This window comes from Thermoleptolyngbya oregonensis NK1-22 (genome assembly GCF_032705245.1).
GTDB classification, from domain to species: domain Bacteria; phylum Cyanobacteriota; class Cyanobacteriia; order Elainellales; family Elainellaceae; genus Thermoleptolyngbya; species Thermoleptolyngbya sichuanensis.
Genome location: NZ_CP053540.1, coordinates 3,422,760 through 3,440,959 on the forward strand (window position 1 = coordinate 3,422,760; position 18,200 = coordinate 3,440,959).

Genomic DNA, 18,200 nt, shown 5'->3' on the forward strand with positions numbered 1-18,200 from the left:
GTGACGGAGTGTACACTTAAGGGATTTTTGGTATGGCTCTTTCTGTTGGCGCTCACGCCCCTGGCTTCACGGTCAAAGATACGAACGGCAACACGGTGTCTCTGGCAGACTACGCAGGCAAGACCGTCGTGCTGTATTTCTACCCCAAGGACGACACCCCCGGCTGCACCAAGGAGGCGTGCAGCTTCCGCGATGCCTATAGCGCCTACCAGGGCAAAGATATCGTGGTGTTCGGCGTGAGCCGCGATGACGAAGCCTCGCACCAGGCCTTTACGCAAAAGTTCAACCTGCCCTTCCCGCTGCTGGCAGACGTGGACGGCATCTTGACCAGCGCCTACGATGTAGACGGAGGCGGCTATTCCAAGCGCGTGACCTATGTGATCGATGGTGAAGGTAAGATTGCCAAGGTGTATGATTCGGTCAAGACCGAAACCCACGCAACGGATATTCTTGCAGATTTGGGACTGTAATCTCGCTGACATCTCGCTGACATCTCGCTGACGTGTCAGTTTTCATGTCAGTTTTCATGATTAAGGCGATCGCCCAGAGTGCTGCTTGGCGTAGGGTGACGGATCTTGGAGCTTGCTCTCATCCGTTGCCTTTCGTGAGCAGCACTTTGCGCTTTGGTGGTCTTGTTTTGATTCCAGATTGCTTCGATTCAGCATTCCTCAAAACGGGCGGAGGGTGAGCAGCGTTACCTCTGGCGGGCAGAGAAAGCGGCCGGGTAAGTAAGTGCCCAGACCTCGATTCACATAAAGCTGATTGCGTCCGACCGAATGCAATCCCTGGGCCCAGTCCCAATGGCGGACGATGCGGACACAGGCGCTATGGCCAAAGGGCAGCCAGCGGCGAACGGCGCAGGGCAGCTTGGCGCAGAGGTCAAAATACAACTGCTGGGGCGATCGCACGCCAGGAATCACGATCTGCCCGCCGTGGGTGTGGCCCGAAAGCTGCAAGTCTACGCGATAGTTAGCCAACGCCGCCGCACTGTCGGGATTGTGCGACAGCACCAGGCGCGGCCTGTCGGACGGCAGTGATTCCAGCACCTTGGGTGAAAACGCCTTCGACCAAAAATCCGCCAGCCCCACCAGCGGCAGGGCATCCCCCAGCGGATAGGCAATCTGGTTTCGCAGCACCTCGATGCCGGCCGCAGTGAGCGTGCGAGTAATATAATCCGCCGCGCCGGGTCGATAGGAATCGTGATTTCCCAGCACCGCAAAGCGTCCCAGTCGGCTGTGCAGCGCCTTGAGATGCTTGGATAGCGGCTCGATGGGGCTGGGGTCGTGGGTGACAAAATCGCCTGTCAGCGCTACCAGGTCTGGCTGGAGACGGTTCACAAGGGCGATCGCCTCTTCTAGCAATTCATCCGACAGGCCCAGCCCGTCGTAGTGAAAGTCGGAAAGCTGGGCAATTCGTAGCCCGTTGCAGGAGGGCGGCAGGTCGGCGATGTGAACGGTGACGCTTTCGAGGGTGAGTGGGCCCGTGAGCAGGGGGTGCATTGTGGGAAAAGGGTTTGTATCAGGGCAATGGGAGGATTAGGGCAGGGGCAGATTCGGTTAATGCTGAAATTAATAATGCTGTTAACGCTGACACTTAACGCTCACACTGCCGCACGATGGGTCATGTCCACAGTATTGCAAACTTCATCTGGATTAACCTCCCTGCCAGCGTCCGTCCAAATGCGCCGCGTCACCTATAGCCCGTCCTACACGCTCGTTCCGACCTACGAATGCTTTAATCGCTGCACCTACTGCAACTTTCGCGCCGAGCCGGGAACCGATCGGTGGCTGTCGCTGGAACAGGCAGAATTCAGGCTGCGATCGCTCCCCCGTGGCTCCGTCATTGAAGCGCTGGTGCTGAGCGGCGAGGTGCATCCCAAAAGTCATCGTCGGACTGCCTGGTTTCAGCGAATCTATGACCTGTGCGACCTGGCGCTGCGGCTGGGCTTTTTGCCGCACACCAACGCCGGCCCGCTGAGCTATGAAGAACTAGCGCAGTTGAAGCAGGTGAACGCCTCGATGGGGCTAATGCTGGAGCAGGTCACGCCTGCCCTGATGCAGACCGTCCATCGCCATGCACCCAGCAAGCAGCCAGAAGTCCGCCTGCAACAGCTTGAGTGGGCGGGAGAACTGCGGATTCCCTTTACCACGGGGCTGCTGCTGGGGATTGGCGAAACGGCGGCCGACTGGGTAGACACGCTGACGGCGATCGCCCGCCTCCATCGCCGCTATGGGCATATCCAGGAGGTGATCTTGCAGCCCCACAGCCCCGGTTCCTCGCAGACCGAAATCGGCGACCCCTTTGCGCCGGAACGGTTGACAGAGACCGTGGCGATCGCCCGCCAGATCCTCCCCGCCGACATCGCCCTCCAAATTCCCCCCAACCTGGTGTCGCCCCAAACCCTGCTGGACTGCCTCGCCGCCGGAGCCACCGACCTCGGCGGCATCAGCCCCATTGATGAAGTGAATCCTGACTATGCCCATCCAAAAGCCGATGCATTAGCCGCGCAGATTCGGCCCGGAGGCTGGCGACTCGTGCCCCGCTTGCCCGTGTATCCGCAATACGACGACTGGCTGTGTGCAGGGGTTAGGGAGAAGGTGTTGGAGATGAGGGGGTGAGGGAAGAAGGAAGAACGGAAAAGGAAGAACGAAAAACGAAGAGAGAAGAACGAAGAGGTTCTGTTCTTCGTTCTTCTCTCTTCGTTCTTCTCTCTTCCCTCTTCCCTCACTCCCTCCCTCTCAAATACCCTTCTACCAGCAGATCCTGCCCGATCGCCCGCCATTGGACGCGCTCCAGGGCGATCGCCTCGGTCATCAGCGTCAAACCCAGATCGCCGACGGGAGACGGAGCCGCTGCGCCGCCAATGATTTTGGGTGCGATAAAGGCGAGGACTTTTTGGATAGACCCATCGGCGATCGCCTTTGCTGCCAGCGTGCCGCCACATTCCCACAGCACAGCCATTGCGCCGCGCGTGTAGAGATTCGCCATGACCGCTGCGGGCGTTAAATCCGCCTGCTCCACCACCTCCACGCCAAGTTTTTGCAAGTGCTGCTGAACGTCGGGATTTGCGCCCGTTTCGGTGAAAACGACGGTGGGCGTTTCGTCGGTCTGCCAGAGCTTCGCGTCGGCGGGCAAATCGAGATGGCGGCTCATCACCACCCGCAGCGGATTGTGGCCCTGTCCGTGGCTGGTCAGCAGCGGGTTGTCGCGGCGCACCGTGTTGCCGCCTACGACCACGGCCTCGCACCCGGCCCGCAGCTCATGAACCACCTGGCGCGAGGCGGGCGACGTAACCCAGGCGCTATGGCCCGTCGTCGTGGCGATTTTGCCATCCAGCGTCATGGCATATTTCAAAATGCCCAGGGGCTTTTGGTGCGTGATGCGGTAGACAAAGGGTTCGTTGAGCGCCTGACAGGCCGCTTCCTCTACGCCTACTGTGACGGCAATGCCCGCCGCCCGCAGCTTTTCTAGCCCGCGCCCCGCCACCTGCGGATTGGGATCGACCATGCCCACCACCACCCGCGCCACGCCCGCCGCAATGAGCGCATCGGCACAGGGCGGCGTGCGGCCAAAGTGGCTACACGGCTCCAGGTTGACGTAAACCGTTGCACCCGCAGCGCGATCGCCCGCTTGTCGCAGCGCGAATACTTCGGCGTGGGGCTGCCCCGCCTGCGGGTGAAAGCCTTCGCCCACGATTTGCCCGTCTTTGACCACCACCGCGCCCACCATCGGGTTTGGAGCCGTCTGGCCCCGGGCCCGCTGGGCTAGCTCCAAACAGCGGCGCATCATCGGGCGATTCTCGGAGGGATCGCTTTGCGAGTCGCTCTCGTCCTGATTCAATGCCATGTTCCAATCAGCGCGTAAGGTTAATTCCCAAAATTCTCTAAAATCTGCTCTAGAAGGGAACCATGCTGCCCTCGATTGTCGTCCAATGGTCGGCAGTGCTTACTAGTTCCTCCCGCAGGAAACCGGTGAACGATCGATCCCAGAAGGGGCCTAGGCAAGTGTAGGCGGCAATCGCCTGCTGCGTTTCCAGGCTAGCGCAGCGGCGTGGCACGAGTAGCATTCTTCGTGGCACTGCAAAATTTATGTCACTGCAAACACTGCTCAGTCTTCCCACTTTGGGTCAAAATGGTTCGCGTTGATGATGACGAATACTCTGACGATTCATGAATGTCGTCCAGTCCACCTTCGCCAAGCCGCTGCCCTGTTCAGACCTGTCTGCTGAGGAGTCGGAGGTGCTGTATCCCCAGCCGTTTTGCCCAGAGGCGATCGCTCCCCATCGCCGCACCCCGTTTGACTGGGTGGTGAACCTGATGGCGATCGCCCTCGTCGCCGCCGTCTTTCTCAGTGCCCTGCTGCAATTCGTCTTCCTGGCGCTGGGTGTGGTCTTGCTCACTGTTGCCTTCTACGCCCTGTGTCGGCTGATCTGGCGGCTCTACGTCTGGCAATCCCGCAAATTCCACGCCGATTCCTGATTCCTAACTCCGCCTCAACATAAATCTGCCTCAACGTAAATCCGCCTCAGCATAAATCCGTCTCAACAGAACTCCGCCTTGACCATGCAGCACCAGCAAATTCTCCGCATCTCTACCCAGGGCAAAACGCTGCAAAAAGTCACGGCTCAGGTGGCGCAGGTCGTCGCCGAGTCGGGCATTCGCACCGGACTGTGCAATCTGTTCCTGCGCCACACTTCTGCCAGCCTAATCATTCAGGAAAATGCTGATCCCGACGTGTTGCGGGATCTAGAAACCTTTCTGTCAAAACTGGTTCCCGAAGGCTATCAATACATTCACAGTGCCGAAGGGCCGGACGACATGCCCGCCCACATCCGCACCGTGCTAACCCATACCTCCGAACAAATCCCTGTGGGTAACGGTCGGCTCTTGTTGGGAACCTGGCAGGGCATCTACATCTGGGAACATCGCCGCCACAGTCATACACGGGAGTTGGTGGTGCATGTGTGGGGAGAGTGAGGGTTGGGTGTTGGCGGAGGAGCGAAGAAAGTAAAAACCATCCCATCCCTTCACGCTCGCTCTCCCTCTCCGCTCCCCTTTCGTCGGGCCCGCCGCTCATGGGCGCGGGTAAACTCACCGGAAGTCAGCGCGCCGATGATTGAAAGTTCGCCTGCCAGCAGCAGTCCGGCGCAAACTTCGGCAAAGGCGCGGGCGTGACCACTACCAGCCAGTCCCAGCAGGGTTAGACACGCCTGCTGGCTGGGCAGCCCCGTGCCGCCGCCGACCGTGCCCACCACGAGATTTGGCAGGGTCACAGCGGCATAGAGGGAACCGTCGGGCGTGACTTCAAACCGGGTGACACCCACAGCAGACTCGGCGACGCAGGCGACATCCTGGCCGCAGGCGAGATAGAGGGCGGCGAGGCCGTTGGCGTAGTGGCCCTGCACGCCGATAGTGCCCGTCAGCGTGCCCGCTAGGGCTGACATGCGCCAATAGTCCACCATTTGGGCGGGCGTGGCGTGCAGGCATTTTGCGACCAGATCGGCGGGCAGTGTGGCCTCAGCGGTGACTTTCTTGCCGCGCACCGACAGAAACGACTGGGCGCTGGCTTTCTTGTCGCCCGACAGGTTGGCTTCTACGAAGGCATACTGCGGCTGGATTGGCGCGTGCTGCTGAATGTAGTCACAAATGGCCTGGGTGGCGATGGTTACCATGTTTTGCCCGGAGGCATCGCCCGTGGTGAACTGGAAGTCGAGGTAGACGTGGTTGCCCTCGACGGTTACCCGCAGGTCGATCAGCTTGCCGTGGCGCGTGGTGGCTTCGGCGACTTGGCGGAAGGTGTCTTGCTGGGCGATCGCCCACATGACAAACTTGCCTGCATCGATCAAATTGGCAAAGGCAAAGCCCGGAGCGCGACCCAGACCCTCATTGAGCAGCAGTGTGGTGCAGCCGCCCGCCGCCGTTAGCAGGTGTGCCCCCCGGCTATAGGAGGCAACCAGCGCCGCTTCCGTCGTTGCCAGGGGCACGTAGTAATCGCCCTGGGCAAACAGGCCATTCACCCGCAGCGGCCCGGCGATACCGACAGGAACCTTGACCGTGCCGATGAAGTTCTCAATGTTGTTGCGGTAAGCCTCCATCTGCTCAGCCGTTTGCGGATCGAGCAGGGCAGCTTGCAGATTCTCCGCTGCGCCCAGGGACTTCCAGCGGCGATCGACGGCAGCAGGCGTAATCCGCGACCCGCCAGGAAACTGGGGCGGTGGCTCCTGGGGCTTGGGCTGGAGGGCTTGCTCAAGCTGAGGAACGGTGCGCGACTGGAGCAGTTGCGCGAGGTGCTGGCCGGCGTGCTGGGCGTAGGTAGACATGGGTGGCGGTGAGAGCGTGAGTTGAGAGTTGGAGGGCTGAGGGATTTAGGCTCGGCGGCTTCGAGCGGGTCAGTCCTGACTTGGCTCTGTCTTTGTGAACCCTAACCCCCTTGATTCCCAGGTTATGCAGCAAATTTGCGAGTCGGGAAAAAGCGGGTCAGTTTTTCGGACTGGCCACGGGACTTTTGGGCAGGGAACGTGCGATTGCCCAACAGGTGAACTATCCTAAGTCCTGACAGGATTTCCCGTATTTCCACTGATCTGCTGACCGAGGATCGGCACGGTGGAGGCGGGAGTTGAATGTTTTGCATGATTGCATGATCCGTTGCACCGGATGTTGGGCCAGAAGTTGCATCAGATGTTGCGCCAGAAGTTGCATCAGATGTTGCACCAGATCCTGCACCCGCTAGACCCATACACGCTTAGTGAATTTCTAATGGATGATCGTTCGCCCAAGTCAGCTTCTACCGCATCTACTGCGCTCTACGCTTTTTGGAAATTTTCTCGCCCCCATACGATTATTGGGACAACGCTCAGCGTGGCGGGAATTTTTGCGATCGCCCGCGCTCAGGTTGCCCAACCGTTCAGTACCTCGTGGGAAGCCGTGGCGATTCGCGAAGCGATCCTTGTGGGAATTGCCCTCTTCGCCTGTCTCTGCGGTAATGTCTACATCGTCGGGCTAAACCAGCTTGAGGATGTGGATATTGACCGGGTCAACAAGCCGCACCTGCCGTTGGCATCGGGCGAGTTTTCGCGGCAGCAGGGCTGGGCAATTGTGGCAACTTGTGGGCTGCTGGCGTTGATGCTGGCGGCGGGGGGTGGGCCCTGGCTGCTGGCGACGGTCGGACTCAGCCTGCTGATTGGCACAGCCTACTCATTGCCGCCCATCCGTCTGAAGCGGTTTCCCGTGTGGGCCTCGCTGTGCATCTTCACGGTGCGCGGCGCAATTGTAAACCTGGGGCTGTTTCTGCACTTTAGCAACGGGCTGGGGCTGCCCAGCGGCATTCCGGCAGAAGTTTGGGCCCTGACGCTGTTCATTCTTGGCTTCACGGGGGCGATCGCCCTCTGCAAAGACATTCCCGACCTGGAGGGCGATCGCCGCTACCACATCCGTACCTTTGCCCTCAGCCTGGGTAAGCGCCCTGTGTTTCGCATCGTGCTGGGACTGATCAGCGCTTGCTATGGGGGCATCATTGTGGCTGCCCCTGCTCTGTCTCGCGCCTCTACGGGCTGGCTGGTGGCGACGCACGGACTGGCGCTGGCGGCCCTCTGGTGGCAACAGCGACAGGTCAATCTAGACGACCGCAGAGCGATCGCCCAGTTCTATCAGTTCATCTGGAAGCTGTTTTTCCTGGAGTACCTGATCTTTCCCATAGCCCTTTGGCTCGGCAAGCCCTAGAGCGCGGTATTAATTCCGATACGTTAACTTCAGAAGCCCTGAGGATTCAGCCGTATCGCGCCCGGCCAAACAAATCAGGCTAGGGGCTGAACCTCCCCAGAAACCAGATGTTGGGTAGACATGCCGGGTAGCCATGCTGGGTAGACCATGATGCCAGCCCCTAGCCTCTGCGCCTGACGAGTGCTTCACAAGTGCTTCATTGAGAACTTACGCAGTTGGGCTATTTCTCGCGGGCGCAGCCCGCGAGAAATAGCCCAAAACCCAGCAAACTTAATCGTAAGTGCGTAAGTCCTGTCATTATTTGGGCTGTAGGGGATGGTGGCGATTCCAAATGGATGACTCGGTAACTGTTGGTACGGTGACCGTCGGCGCTTGGGTGGTTCGAGTCGGCAGCGACGATGGCGGAGTCGGGGTTGAAAAATAGGCGATCGCCGCCACAGGAACAACCAGCGTCAACACGGCGATAAAAGTGCCTGCAATCTCAGCAGCGCGGTAAAGCGGGGGTTCAGGAGAGGTGTCGTTTCGACTACCAGGTTCCATAAATTGATGATTTAGAACTCGACAAACAGCCTAAAACCCTCAGTATGTCTAGAGTTGCAGCTTTGAAGCTACAGAACTCGAGTCCAGGTCTGGGCTGGCGCTAGGAAACGGAGAAGCCCCCAGATTTCCTGCAACTTCAGGAAAACCAGAGCGCTGACCTGACGCTTACCCAGCTTAATGGGAAAGAGCGATTGAACACGCTGTCCTTAGGTATCATCATATCCGAAACTTTCATAAGAGAAAGTTATTGATGCTACTTAAACCAATTAACGCTGCTAGTATCTGCAATCATCCTCCGGCCTAAGCTGCCCGAAGACGGCAGTAAAACGCAAACCAAAGCTAGCAGCCTGTCTGCGCTTGCCCATCTATTTTCACTATGCTGCATAGCGTATCTACTTGATACAAGGACGCAAATACGGATTCCCGATAGTAGTTTTTAGGGCTTCTCCACCCGCGCAAGCCTCTTCTGCTCCAACTTCCGCGCCAACTTTTTAGGTGTTCGGGGTCAAGAGCGTTAAGATCGTCCTGGCATAAATTTCTACATGCAAACCCTCAACCTCGAACCTCAATGACCACGACAACTCAGGTAAAACACGAAGTCAAAGATCTGTCCCTGGCAAGCCTGGGGAAACAGCGCATTGAGTGGGCCGGACGGGAAATGCCCGTGCTGCGCCAGATTCAAGACCGCTTTGCTGCTGAAAAGCCGCTGGCAGGAATTCGTCTCGTCGCTTGCTGCCACGTCACCACGGAAACGGCTCATCTGGCGATCGCCCTCAAAAATGCCGGAGCCGATGCCCTGCTCATCGCCAGCAACCCCCTGTCTACGCAGGACGACGTGGCCGCTAGCCTGGTAGCCGACTACGGCATCCCCGTCTTTGCCATCAAGGGCGAAGACAACGCCACCTACCATCGCCATGTGCAGACCGCGCTGGATCACCGCCCTAACCTGATCATCGACGATGGCAGCGACGTAGTGGCCACGCTGATTCAAGAGCGTCAGGATCAAATTGCTGACCTGATCGGCACCACGGAAGAAACCACAACGGGCATCGTCCGCCTGCAAGCGATGCTGCGGGATGGCGTGCTGACCTTCCCTGCGATGAATGTCAACGATGCCGATACCAAGCATTTCTTTGATAACCGCTACGGCACAGGCCAATCCACGCTGGATGGCATTATCCGCGCCACAAACATCCTGCTGGCAGGCAAAACGGTCGTTGTGGCAGGCTACGGCTGGTGCGGTAAGGGCACGGCGCTGCGGGCACGGGGCATGGGCGCAAACGTAATCGTCACCGAAATTGACCCCATCAAGGCGCTAGAGGCGGTGATGGATGGCTTTCGGGTGGTGCCAATGGCGATCGCCGCTCCCCAGGGTGATCTGTTTATCACCGTCACGGGCAACAAGCACGTCATTCGCGGCGAACACTTCGACCGCATGAAAGATGGGGCGATCATTTGCAACTCTGGTCACTTCGACATTGAGATTGATCTAGTCGCCCTGAAGGAACGCGCCACCGAAGTGAAAACTGTCCGCCCCTTCACCGAAGAATACAAGCTCGCCAGCGGTAAATCGGTTGTCGTGCTGGGCGAAGGTCGCCTAGTCAACCTGGCCGCTGCCGAAGGCCACCCCAGCGCCGTGATGGATATGAGCTTTGCCAACCAGGCCCTCGCCTGCGAATACCTGGTGAAAAACAAGGGCAAGCTTTCGCCCGGATTGCACTCGATTCCTCAGGAAATTGATGCAGAGATCGCCCGCCTGAAGCTGCAAGCAATGGGCATCGCCATCGACGCGCTCACCCCTGAGCAGATTGAGTACATTAACTCCTGGACTTCCGGCACTTAGGCTTTAAAGGCCTAAGTTTAGTTCCTGTTTCGGGTGCATCCTATCCGAAACAGGAAACCCCCACCCCTCATCCCTTCCCCCAAACGTGGCTCGACTCTCAACTGAACTGCAACGCTATTTTTTTGACGAAAACCCGCCCGAAAAAGTCACGCTTGCCGATATTTTGAACCTGGCGGGTGAGCGAATTTTTGGTTTTTTGTTTGTGCTGCTGGCGCTGCCATCGGCGCTGCCGATTCCGGCTCCGGGCTATTCTGTCCCCTTCGGGATTCTGCTGTTTTTGCTGGCGGTGCAGTTGATTGCGGGGCGAGAAACGCCCTGGTTTCCCGAAAAGTTTAAGCAGCACGCGCTCGATTTGAAGCAGGTGCAGGGCGTGCTAAATGCTGGGCTACCCTGGCTGCGGCGAATTGAGGCGCTGTCCCGTCCCCGACTCACGCCCGTCTGTACGAGCTTGCCGGGGCGCATGGTGATTGGCGTGGCGATCGCCCTCATGGCCATTTCCATGATGATCCCCATCCCCCTGACCAACACGCTGCCCGCAATGGGCATTTTCGTCACCGGGTTCGGACTGCTAGACGACGATGGCGCAATCAGCCTGGGCGGACTGGTGCTGTGCGTCATGGGGGCAACGCTGACCACGGCGGTACTCACCTTTGGCTATACGGCTGTTCGCGCCGCGATCGACCTGTTCAAGGAAACTGTGCTGAATTTTGGCGGGTAACCGAAGAGGTTGGTGGGTAAACGGAAAGGGCGATCGCTCCTAGTCCTTCTATTTCCACAACAAATACACCCTATTCCTACAACAAATACAACAAAGCCCCAAAGTTCTTAAGCTTCGGGGCTTTGCGCCTTTTGCGAGAAGTGGAGCTGAGGAGAGTCGAACTCCTGTCCGTCCTGGGTATTAGTACCTCACTCATTCACAGGCTTAGCCCCGGTAACCCTCAGGGCGGGGACTGTCGCTTATCCCGGACAGTGGGATGCTCTGGTAGAGTCTTAGCCGGAGATTGACCAGAGACAATCATCCGGAGCATCCGTTGGGGGTTGGTCTGCAATCCTTAACGGAGTCAAATCGCAGACGCTCGAACCGTAAGGAGGTTGTTAGGCGGCAGCAACAGCTACGCGCTTACGAGCAAAAGGTACGATGTTGTTCGCATGTACGTTGGTTTGAGCCATTGATTAACGAGAGGTAGCCCGCTCTCGGCCTGCATCACAAGGTAGTGTTCGCCAAAACGTCGAAACCGTGACAGCCCCATGAGGGCATCTGTGTACCTCATCACATTATAGCAAGGGTATGAAGAAATGGCGCGACCCCATGCTAGGCTTGCCCATTCTCAACAATTTGTCGCCGCCTTCCTAATTACATTCAAAACATCTTGCGGATACGAAATCATCGGGAAATGGCTTGACTTTACGACAGTCGTTTCTGCACCCATTCGTTGAGATAATTCATGCTGCAAATCTGGGGGAACTGCTTTATCTTCCGTTGCTAAAACATACCAGCTTGCCTTGTGTTTCCATGCCGCCGAACTTGCTTTGGCTGCCATCAGAGAAACGGAGGGCGGAGTTTGGGCTGCATACAGTAATGCCTGATCTACTTCTGAAAGATCGTGCGCCAAAACTTCTTCAACGCCTTTTCTGGAAATCCAAACGAAGCCATTCTGCTCTTGAAAATGGGGCGATGGAGCGCCGTACTTACTCATCAAATCCATCATGGATTCACCAGTATCAGGTGCAAGTGCAGCAAGATATACCAAGCCCAAAACCCGTTCGTCATTGCCAACTTCGGTAATGACAAAACCACCCCATGAATGGCCCACCAAAATACAGCTCCCTTCGATCCGATCTAAAGAACGTTTCGTAGCTGCAATGTCGTCTGCTAGAGAAGTCAATGGGTTTTGAACGGCAACAACTTCATAGCCTTCTGCCAAGAGCGTCGGGATGATTTCACGGTAGCAAGAGCCGTCCGCCCAAAAACCATGCACCAAGACGATGGTTTTGATTTCGTTTTCAACTTTGCTCATTAATTCTGTTTGTCAGCATTTAAGAGATACAAATCCATCCATTTTTGGGGAATGGGATTTAGGGCAAGCTAAACAAAGGTTCAAGCTATTTTATTCTACTTTTCTACAAACCTATCTGTATTACGCCGTGTTAACGGATGGTCATAATTGGGGATAGGTGGTCAAAGCTGGCGCTAGAATGGCTGAATCGTAAGTATTTCAGGCGTTTGACGGCTATTTAACTGAAGCCACTTGGCGAGGAGCGACCCAGCATTATGGTGCAAGAATTAACCTACTCCAATTCCCCTTTCGGCAGCGCTACAGACATGGAAGCGTTCTGGATGCCGTTTACTGCTAATCGACAGTTTAAGGCAAATCCTCGACTGTTTGTCGCCGCAAAGGACATGCACTACACGACTGTCGATGGGCGGCAGGTGCTGGATGGCACGGCGGGCCTGTGGTGCGTCAACGCCGGACATTGCCGCGTCAAAATTGCCGAAGCCGTCAGCCGCCAGGTCAACACGATGGACTATGCTCCAGCATTTCAGATGGGGCATCCGGGCGCGTTTCAACTGGCGGATCGGCTGGCGAAGATGCTGCCGGGGGATCTCGACCATGTGTTTTTCGCCAACTCTGGCTCGGAGGCGGTGGAGTCGGCGCTGAAAATTGCGATCGCCTATCATCGGGCTAAGGGCGACGGCACTCGCCAGCGGCTGATCGGGCGCGAGCGCGGCTATCACGGGGTCAACTTTGGCGGCATCTCCGTCGGCGGCATTCCCACGGTTCGCAAATTCTTCGGCGGGCTGCTGACGGGCGTAGACCACCTGCCCCACACCCACAATCTGGAACATAATGCCTTCAGCAAAGGACAGCCCGCCTGGGGCGCACACCTGGCCGATGACCTAGAGCGGATTGTGGCGCTGCACGATGCATCGAACATTGCAGCGGTGATTGTGGAACCTGTGGCGGGTTCGACGGGCGTGCTGATCCCTCCTGTCGGCTACTTGCAGCGTCTGCGGGAAATTTGCGACAAGTATGGCATTTTGCTGATTTTTGACGAGGTGATTACGGGCTTTGGGCGGCTGGGTGCGCCCTTTGCGGCAGACTATTTTGGCGTGCTGCCAGACATGATTACCGTCGCTAAGGGCATTACCAACGGCACCGTGCCAATGGGCGCAGTTTTCGTCCGCAAGCATATCTACGATGCCTTTATGCACGGGCCCGAAAACGCCATCGAGCTATTCCACGGCTATACGTATTCTGGACATCCGGTGGCCTGCGCGGCGGCCCTAGCGACGCTGGATGTCTACGAAGAAGAGGGCCTATTCCAGCGGGCAAACGACCTGTCGGGCTATTGGCAGGAAGCGCTGCATTCGCTGAGGGGGCTGCCCCACGTCATCGACGTTCGCAATCTGGGTTTGGTGGGCGGCATCGAGCTAGAATCGATTCCGGGCAAGCCGACCGCCCGCGCCTTTGATGTGTTTGTGCGGGCCTATGAGCAGGGTCTATTAATCCGCACCACGGGCGACATTATTGCCCTATCGCCGCCGCTGATGATCGAGAAGCACCATATTGACCAGATGGTGTCGATGCTGACTGACCTGCTGAAGGCAACGGCCTAAGGGCTGGTTTGAGTCTTGGTGAGGCGATCGCCCTTAAATCTCCCTCAATCCTTAAATCTCCCTTAAGTAAGAGTAAGAGAAAACTTCTGAGGCTTTGCTTCCCTTCAAGGCAGGAGTCCATCGGGTGGGGTGATTTCGAGGCGACGACTGGGCAAATCGACCACGGGCACGATCGCCCTCACGAAGGGAATCAGCACGGTAGTCGTTTTACCCTGCGGCGCTAACAGTTTCACTTCTAGCAGATCATTGCCTGCGGCGATCAGGTCAGTGACCGTGCCCACTTGGGTTTGCGTGACCTGGTGCCAGACTTCCAGTCCGATCAGGTCGCGGACGTGGAACTCGTCTTCTTCTAGGGGCAGGCGATCGCCCGCCGGAACCAGCATCACCGCGCCGCGCAGCGCCTCTGCCTGAGTGCGATCGCCCACCTCGGCAAACTTCACGACGTACAGATTCTTGCCTGCCAGCAAGCGCCCTGCGACTAGCTTGACCAACCGGGGCGTGGCTTCTCCTGGCCCTTGCAGCCAGCGCGTCCCCGGTTCCAAAAACCGCTCTGGAAAATCAGAATCGGGATAAACGCGCACTTCGCCTTTGAGGCCCTGCGCCCCGACGATGCGCCCAACCTCCATCCACTCCGTGTCTGGGTCTGTAGCGTCTATAGATTGAGCGTTTGTGGATTGAGCGTTTGTGGATTTAGCAGGTTCCGATGCCATACGCTCAGTCCTCTAGAATCCTGTCTGAATACAGACCTGCCGGGCCCGGCACGAACTCCAGGCTGCCAACCGCGTTGGTCTGGTTGAGATAATCCCGCCGGGAGGTGAGACACTCTTGCATGAATAGATTGACCCCTGGAGGCACGTTTTCGACCCGCGTATAGGCGACCAGTTCGTGGGGTGGGCCAATCAAGAGCGATCGCACGTCGGGCTGCACCAGTACTTGGTTCATTCGGTGAATGCTATAAATCCCCAGGCGATCTGGCCTACGGTTAATCGATGCAGTGACAATGGTTCCCAGCGCAAAAAACTGCACACAGAGGCGATTGTTCAGCGCTGCTACGCGGACGCTGCGATTTTCCGCCTGATACGCCCCCACCTGAAGCGGCAGATTTGCCCCTGCTGTGCCCATGCCGCCCAGCGTCACCAGTGCCGCCGCCGAAAGCCCATACAAAATCCTCACGGTTCACTCCTGTTGCTTAAAAACGTTCAGTACTTAGGCACTTGCGATAGGTTTTCTGGGTTTTGGACGATTTCTCGCGGGCTGCGCCTGTGAGAAATCGTCCAACTGCGTAAGTCCTAACGTTGATGGTGCGATGCTATGGATTTTAGTTTAGAGAGAAACGGCATCTGTGCTTTTTTCCAAAAAAAAGAGGGTGCATTGCACCCCCAGTTTTGCAATTACAGAGCCTTCATTGCTGAACGCTCACCGAGACAGCCAAATCTGACACCAAACCTACACAGCGGCGAAGAAATCCTTCGACTTCACAGGGTCAGGATTCATCGTGGCATCACCGGGCTTCCAGTTGGCAGGGCACACTTCATCGGGGTGAGACTGCACATATTGGATTGCTTGCAGCACGCGGAGGGTTTCATCCACGTTGCGACCAAAGGCGAGGTTGTTGATGGTGGCGTGTTGAATAATGCCGTCTTTGTCGATGATGAACAGACCGCGCAGCGCAACGCCTGCTTCGGGATCTAGCACGTTGTAGGCAGCGCTCACTTCTTTCTTGATGTCTGCCACCAGCGGATAGTTCAGGTCGCCCACGCCACCGCTCTTGCGGTCGGTCTGAATCCAGGCGAGGTGAGAGAACACGCTGTCTACCGATACGCCCAGGATTTCGGTGTTGATGGCTTTGAAATCGGCATGGCGATCGCTAAAAGCGGTGATTTCCGTCGGGCAGACAAAGGTGAAGTCCAGAGGATAGAAGAACAGAACGACGTATTTGCCGCGATAGTCAGACAGCTTGATGGTCTTAAATTCTTGATCGACCACCGCTTCGGCGGTAAAGTCAGGTGCTGCTTGCCCAACGCGAAGACATTCGGTGCTGTGAGTCATGAAACGTACTCTCCTTAGAACTTCCTAATGCGTCTATAGTTTCCTTAGATAATCTGGCGGGAAATGGTCGGCATTGCCTTGCCACAATTCCCAGATTGCGAACTGTTACGACTATATCATAGTCATAACGATTTTGAGTAAAGTTTGTCGCTAAGTTTTCAGCTCGGTTCCAAAACTTTAATCCCCCACCCCTATTTACCTTAGACAGTCTTAATTCTTCGCCCCTTGAGCCTGTAGTAGACTGGCGGTTCACTGAGCCTTAGACCCCTATGGATTTTCTCGACACTCGCGAATGGCTCCTGACTAACGGCCTGGGCAGCTTTGCCAGCGGTACGGTTGCCGACGCGCACACCCGCACCTATCACGGATGGCTGTTTGCGGCAGTGTCGCCACCGGGCCAGCGGACGCTGCTGCTGTCGCGGGTGGAAGCCTACCTGGATGTGGTGGGCGAGGGCTACCCGCTGGGCACAAACTACTGGGGCAGCGGGTCGGTGTCGCCAGTAGGCTACAAGCTGCTGCAATCTTTTTCGATTGACCCTGTGCCGACGTGGGTGTGGGGCACATCAAACTGGACGCTGACCCGCGAAATTTTGATGACGCACGGGCTGTTGCCCAACCCCGACGGCAAGCCCGAACCCCGATTGCGACATCAGGTTTACATTCGCTATCGCTATGCCGGCCGGGAGCCTGCCTGGGTTAACCTGCGGCCGCTGGTGGGCGATCGCAACTTTCACCATCAGCAGCACCACAGCCCAGAGTCCGAACCCGGCCTGCAATTCTCGCAACTGGTGGAACCCAACCGCGTGTCGATCCAGGCGACGCGGGGCAACTGGGTGGGAACGTCCTGGCAACTGAGCTGGAGCCAGGGCGACTATTATCCCGACGGGACGTGGTATTGGGATTATCGCTATCCCGAAGAGACGCGGCGTGGTCTGGGCGATCGCGAGGATTTGTACAGTCCGGGGCATCTGGCAATACTGCTCCATCCGGGGCAAAGTCTGGTGCTGGAGGCCCGCGTCCGCATCATCAACCCACTGCGGCCCTTCGTGCCGCCCAGCAATGAGACGTTTGAAACCGCGTTCCAGGCAGAGCAGGCGCGACTCAGACAAGTCTTTGCGCCGATGCTGAAGCCGACCGACCGGGGGCGATCGCCCGCCGTCACCTTCGCCGCGCCCCATCTCAGCCCCGCAGAATCCATGCTGGCAGCCCTGCTCCGCGCCAGCGATCAGTTCATCGCCCATCGCGCCTCCATCTGCGGCCCGACGGTAATCGCGGGCTACCACTGGTTTAGCGACTGGGGCCGCGATACGCTGATCGCCTTGCCGGGGCTATGTCTAACAACGCAGCGATTTGACCTGGCGCGGGGGCTGCTGGAATCCTTTGGTAAATACTGCCAGGGCGGTCTGATTCCCAATACCTTCCCAGACAACGGCGCACACCCAATTTACAACAGCATCGACGCGGCGCTGTGGTGGGTCGAGGTTTTGGGCCTCTACCTGGAAGCCAGCCAAGACTGGGACTTTTTGGTGCAGCAATATCCCGTCGTCCGGCAAATTCACAAGTCCTTCGCCACGGGCACGTCCTACAATATCCGCATCGACGCGATGGACGGGTTGGTGACCTGGGAGCATCCCGGTTTTGCGCTGACCTGGATGGATGCGGTGGTAAATGGTGAACCCGCCACACCGCGCCAGGGCAAATGTGTGGAAATTAACGCGCTGTGGTATTCGGCGCTGTGCTGGGCGGAGCGCTGGGCCACCTGGCTAGCGGAAAAGGGCGGCAACGGCGAGGAACCCGCCAACTATGCCAACCACGCCCGCCGCTATGGGCAGCAGGCCGAACAGGTAAAGGCATCGCTGCAAAAGTTCTGGAACGGGCGACTGGCCTACCTCTATGACCTGATCGACCCCGGCGACAGTCCCAATACGCAAATTCGCCCCAACGCGGTGATCGCCCTCTCGCTCACCCACTGCGGCTTTTCTGATCTGCAAGGAAAAAAGGCGCTGGTCACCGCCCGCGATCGCCTCTTGACCCCCTACGGACTGCGATCGCTCGACCCCAGCGACCCCCACTACGTCGGCCGCTACATCGGCGACCCCGTGCATCGCGACCACGCCTATCACCAGGGGACGGTTTGGAGCTGGCTGATCGGCCCCTTCATCCGGGCGTGGCAGCGGTTTTATCCTGGTGAAGCGCTGCCCTGGGATGCCCAGCCTCTGCTCGATCACTTTGCAAACCAGGCCTGCCTCGGCTCCATTTCTGAAATCTTTGACGGCGACCCGCCGCACGATCCGCAAGGGGCAATCGCCCAGGCCTGGTCTGTTGCCGAACTGGTCAGGCATTGGAATGACCTGGGAGTGGGACGTTAGGGCTTCACTCCTCCTGCCTTCTCGACCCAAGCCGCAAACGCTGGACAAATGCCCCAGAATCC

At 57.7% G+C, this 18,200-nt stretch carries 17 protein-coding genes and 1 other RNA gene; 9 read left to right on the forward strand and 9 right to left on the reverse strand.

The features are described from left to right. Positions 1-32 precede the first annotated feature (32 nt). Positions 33-470, forward strand: a complete 438-nt coding sequence (locus HNI00_RS14490) for a peroxiredoxin (protein WP_297078709.1) — start codon at positions 33-35, stop codon at positions 468-470. Between the two features lie 198 nt (positions 471-668). Here the strand turns inward: HNI00_RS14490 and HNI00_RS14495 are convergent, their stop codons facing one another. After that, positions 669-1,499 (reverse strand): metallophosphoesterase, encoded by an 831-nt coding sequence (locus HNI00_RS14495; protein WP_316787331.1) that lies wholly within the window; start codon positions 1,497-1,499, stop codon positions 669-671. A gap of 123 nt (positions 1,500-1,622) precedes the next feature. Between HNI00_RS14495 and cofG the strand changes: the two genes are divergently transcribed. Further along, positions 1,623-2,618 (forward strand): 7,8-didemethyl-8-hydroxy-5-deazariboflavin synthase subunit CofG, encoded by a 996-nt coding sequence (gene cofG / locus HNI00_RS14500; RefSeq protein WP_316787333.1) that lies wholly within the window; start codon positions 1,623-1,625, stop codon positions 2,616-2,618. A 106-nt stretch (positions 2,619-2,724) separates the two neighbouring features. On the opposite strand, the gene ribD is transcribed toward cofG, so the two are convergent. Continuing rightward, on the reverse strand, positions 2,725-3,846 hold the full coding sequence (gene ribD, locus HNI00_RS14505; RefSeq protein WP_316787334.1) for a bifunctional diaminohydroxyphosphoribosylaminopyrimidine deaminase/5-amino-6-(5-phosphoribosylamino)uracil reductase RibD: 1,122 nt from the start codon (positions 3,844-3,846) through the stop codon (positions 2,725-2,727). A gap of 323 nt (positions 3,847-4,169) precedes the next feature. Between ribD and HNI00_RS14510 the strand changes: the two genes are divergently transcribed. Together HNI00_RS14510 and HNI00_RS14515 are read left to right on the forward strand one after the other, a co-directional pair. After that, positions 4,170-4,478, forward strand: a complete 309-nt coding sequence (locus HNI00_RS14510; RefSeq protein WP_316787335.1) for a hypothetical protein — start codon at positions 4,170-4,172, stop codon at positions 4,476-4,478. A gap of 84 nt (positions 4,479-4,562) precedes the next feature. Next, positions 4,563-4,976 carry a secondary thiamine-phosphate synthase enzyme YjbQ gene (locus HNI00_RS14515; protein WP_316787336.1) on the forward strand — a complete coding sequence of 138 codons (414 nt, stop codon included), beginning with the start codon at positions 4,563-4,565 and terminating at the stop codon, positions 4,974-4,976. A 50-nt stretch (positions 4,977-5,026) separates the two neighbouring features. On the opposite strand, the gene HNI00_RS14520 is transcribed toward HNI00_RS14515, so the two are convergent. Further along, positions 5,027-6,319, reverse strand: coding sequence for a hydroxymethylglutaryl-CoA reductase (locus tag HNI00_RS14520; RefSeq protein ID WP_316787337.1), 1,293 nt, complete (start codon positions 6,317-6,319; stop codon positions 5,027-5,029). 436 nt (positions 6,320-6,755) lie between these two features. On the opposite strand from HNI00_RS14520, the gene HNI00_RS14525 reads away from it, so the two are divergent. Continuing rightward, positions 6,756-7,718, forward strand: coding sequence for a homogentisate phytyltransferase (locus HNI00_RS14525; RefSeq protein WP_316787338.1), 963 nt, complete (start codon positions 6,756-6,758; stop codon positions 7,716-7,718). 297 nt (positions 7,719-8,015) lie between these two features. Here the strand turns inward: HNI00_RS14525 and HNI00_RS14530 are convergent, their stop codons facing one another. Then, positions 8,016-8,258 carry a TLTLP motif-containing protein gene (locus HNI00_RS14530; protein ID WP_316787339.1) on the reverse strand — a complete coding sequence of 81 codons (243 nt, stop codon included), beginning with the start codon at positions 8,256-8,258 and terminating at the stop codon, positions 8,016-8,018. A 568-nt stretch (positions 8,259-8,826) separates the two neighbouring features. Here HNI00_RS14530 and ahcY point away from each other — a divergent pair. Further along, the gene (ahcY, locus tag HNI00_RS14535) at positions 8,827-10,101 is read left to right on the forward strand and encodes an adenosylhomocysteinase (RefSeq protein ID WP_316787340.1); all 1,275 of its coding nucleotides are present in this window, start codon (positions 8,827-8,829) and stop codon (positions 10,099-10,101) included. Positions 10,102-10,186: 85 nt separating this feature from the next. Beyond that, positions 10,187-10,819: an exopolysaccharide biosynthesis protein gene (locus HNI00_RS14540; protein WP_316787341.1), complete on the forward strand. Its 633-nt coding sequence runs from the start codon at positions 10,187-10,189 to the stop codon at positions 10,817-10,819. Between the two features lie 138 nt (positions 10,820-10,957). Here HNI00_RS14540 and ssrA read toward each other — a convergent pair. Then, positions 10,958-11,349: a transfer-messenger RNA gene (gene ssrA / locus HNI00_RS14545) on the reverse strand. An 80-nt stretch (positions 11,350-11,429) separates the two neighbouring features. Then, positions 11,430-12,119, reverse strand: a complete 690-nt coding sequence (locus HNI00_RS14550; RefSeq protein ID WP_316787342.1) for an alpha/beta fold hydrolase — start codon at positions 12,117-12,119, stop codon at positions 11,430-11,432. Between the two features lie 254 nt (positions 12,120-12,373). Between HNI00_RS14550 and aptA the strand changes: the two genes are divergently transcribed. After that, the gene (gene aptA / locus HNI00_RS14555; protein WP_316787343.1) at positions 12,374-13,720 is read left to right on the forward strand and encodes an omega-aminotransferase AptA; all 1,347 of its coding nucleotides are present in this window, start codon (positions 12,374-12,376) and stop codon (positions 13,718-13,720) included. A 104-nt stretch (positions 13,721-13,824) separates the two neighbouring features. Here aptA and rimM read toward each other — a convergent pair whose 3' ends face one another. The 3 genes from rimM to HNI00_RS14570 all read right to left on the reverse strand — a co-directional run bounded on the left by rimM (position 13,825) and on the right by HNI00_RS14570 (position 15,769). Further along, positions 13,825-14,430 (reverse strand): ribosome maturation factor RimM, encoded by a 606-nt coding sequence (gene rimM, locus HNI00_RS14560; RefSeq protein WP_316787344.1) that lies wholly within the window; start codon positions 14,428-14,430, stop codon positions 13,825-13,827. Positions 14,431-14,434: 4 nt separating this feature from the next. Beyond that, positions 14,435-14,893: a hypothetical protein gene (locus tag HNI00_RS14565; protein WP_316787345.1), complete on the reverse strand. Its 459-nt coding sequence runs from the start codon at positions 14,891-14,893 to the stop codon at positions 14,435-14,437. A 273-nt stretch (positions 14,894-15,166) separates the two neighbouring features. Next, positions 15,167-15,769 carry a peroxiredoxin gene (locus HNI00_RS14570; protein ID WP_172355573.1) on the reverse strand — a complete coding sequence of 201 codons (603 nt, stop codon included), beginning with the start codon at positions 15,767-15,769 and terminating at the stop codon, positions 15,167-15,169. A gap of 269 nt (positions 15,770-16,038) precedes the next feature. On the opposite strand from HNI00_RS14570, the gene HNI00_RS14575 reads away from it, so the two are divergent. Then, positions 16,039-18,138, forward strand: coding sequence for an amylo-alpha-1,6-glucosidase (locus HNI00_RS14575; RefSeq protein WP_316787346.1), 2,100 nt, complete (start codon positions 16,039-16,041; stop codon positions 18,136-18,138). The last annotated feature ends 62 nt before the right edge of the window (positions 18,139-18,200 follow it).

Coding starts and splice junctions, on each gene's coding strand:
- aptA (WP_316787343.1), top strand. CDS start 12,374: ATGGTGCAAGAATTAACCTACTCCAATTCCCCTTTCGGCAGCGCTACA.
- rimM (WP_316787344.1), bottom strand. CDS start 14,430: ATGGCATCGGAACCTGCTAAATCCACAAACGCTCAATCCACAAACGCT.
- HNI00_RS14570 (WP_172355573.1), bottom strand. CDS start 15,769: ATGACTCACAGCACCGAATGTCTTCGCGTTGGGCAAGCAGCACCTGAC.
- HNI00_RS14495 (WP_316787331.1), bottom strand. CDS start 1,499: ATGCACCCCCTGCTCACGGGCCCACTCACCCTCGAAAGCGTCACCGTT.
- ahcY (WP_316787340.1), top strand. CDS start 8,827: ATGACCACGACAACTCAGGTAAAACACGAAGTCAAAGATCTGTCCCTG.
- HNI00_RS14575 (WP_316787346.1), top strand. CDS start 16,039: ATGGATTTTCTCGACACTCGCGAATGGCTCCTGACTAACGGCCTGGGC.
- HNI00_RS14490 (WP_297078709.1), top strand. CDS start 33: ATGGCTCTTTCTGTTGGCGCTCACGCCCCTGGCTTCACGGTCAAAGAT.
- HNI00_RS14550 (WP_316787342.1), bottom strand. CDS start 12,119: ATGAGCAAAGTTGAAAACGAAATCAAAACCATCGTCTTGGTGCATGGT.
- ribD (WP_316787334.1), bottom strand. CDS start 3,846: ATGGCATTGAATCAGGACGAGAGCGACTCGCAAAGCGATCCCTCCGAG.
- cofG (WP_316787333.1), top strand. CDS start 1,623: ATGTCCACAGTATTGCAAACTTCATCTGGATTAACCTCCCTGCCAGCG.
- HNI00_RS14525 (WP_316787338.1), top strand. CDS start 6,756: ATGGATGATCGTTCGCCCAAGTCAGCTTCTACCGCATCTACTGCGCTC.
- HNI00_RS14515 (WP_316787336.1), top strand. CDS start 4,563: ATGCAGCACCAGCAAATTCTCCGCATCTCTACCCAGGGCAAAACGCTG.
- HNI00_RS14520 (WP_316787337.1), bottom strand. CDS start 6,319: ATGTCTACCTACGCCCAGCACGCCGGCCAGCACCTCGCGCAACTGCTC.
- HNI00_RS14510 (WP_316787335.1), top strand. CDS start 4,170: ATGAATGTCGTCCAGTCCACCTTCGCCAAGCCGCTGCCCTGTTCAGAC.
- HNI00_RS14530 (WP_316787339.1), bottom strand. CDS start 8,258: ATGGAACCTGGTAGTCGAAACGACACCTCTCCTGAACCCCCGCTTTAC.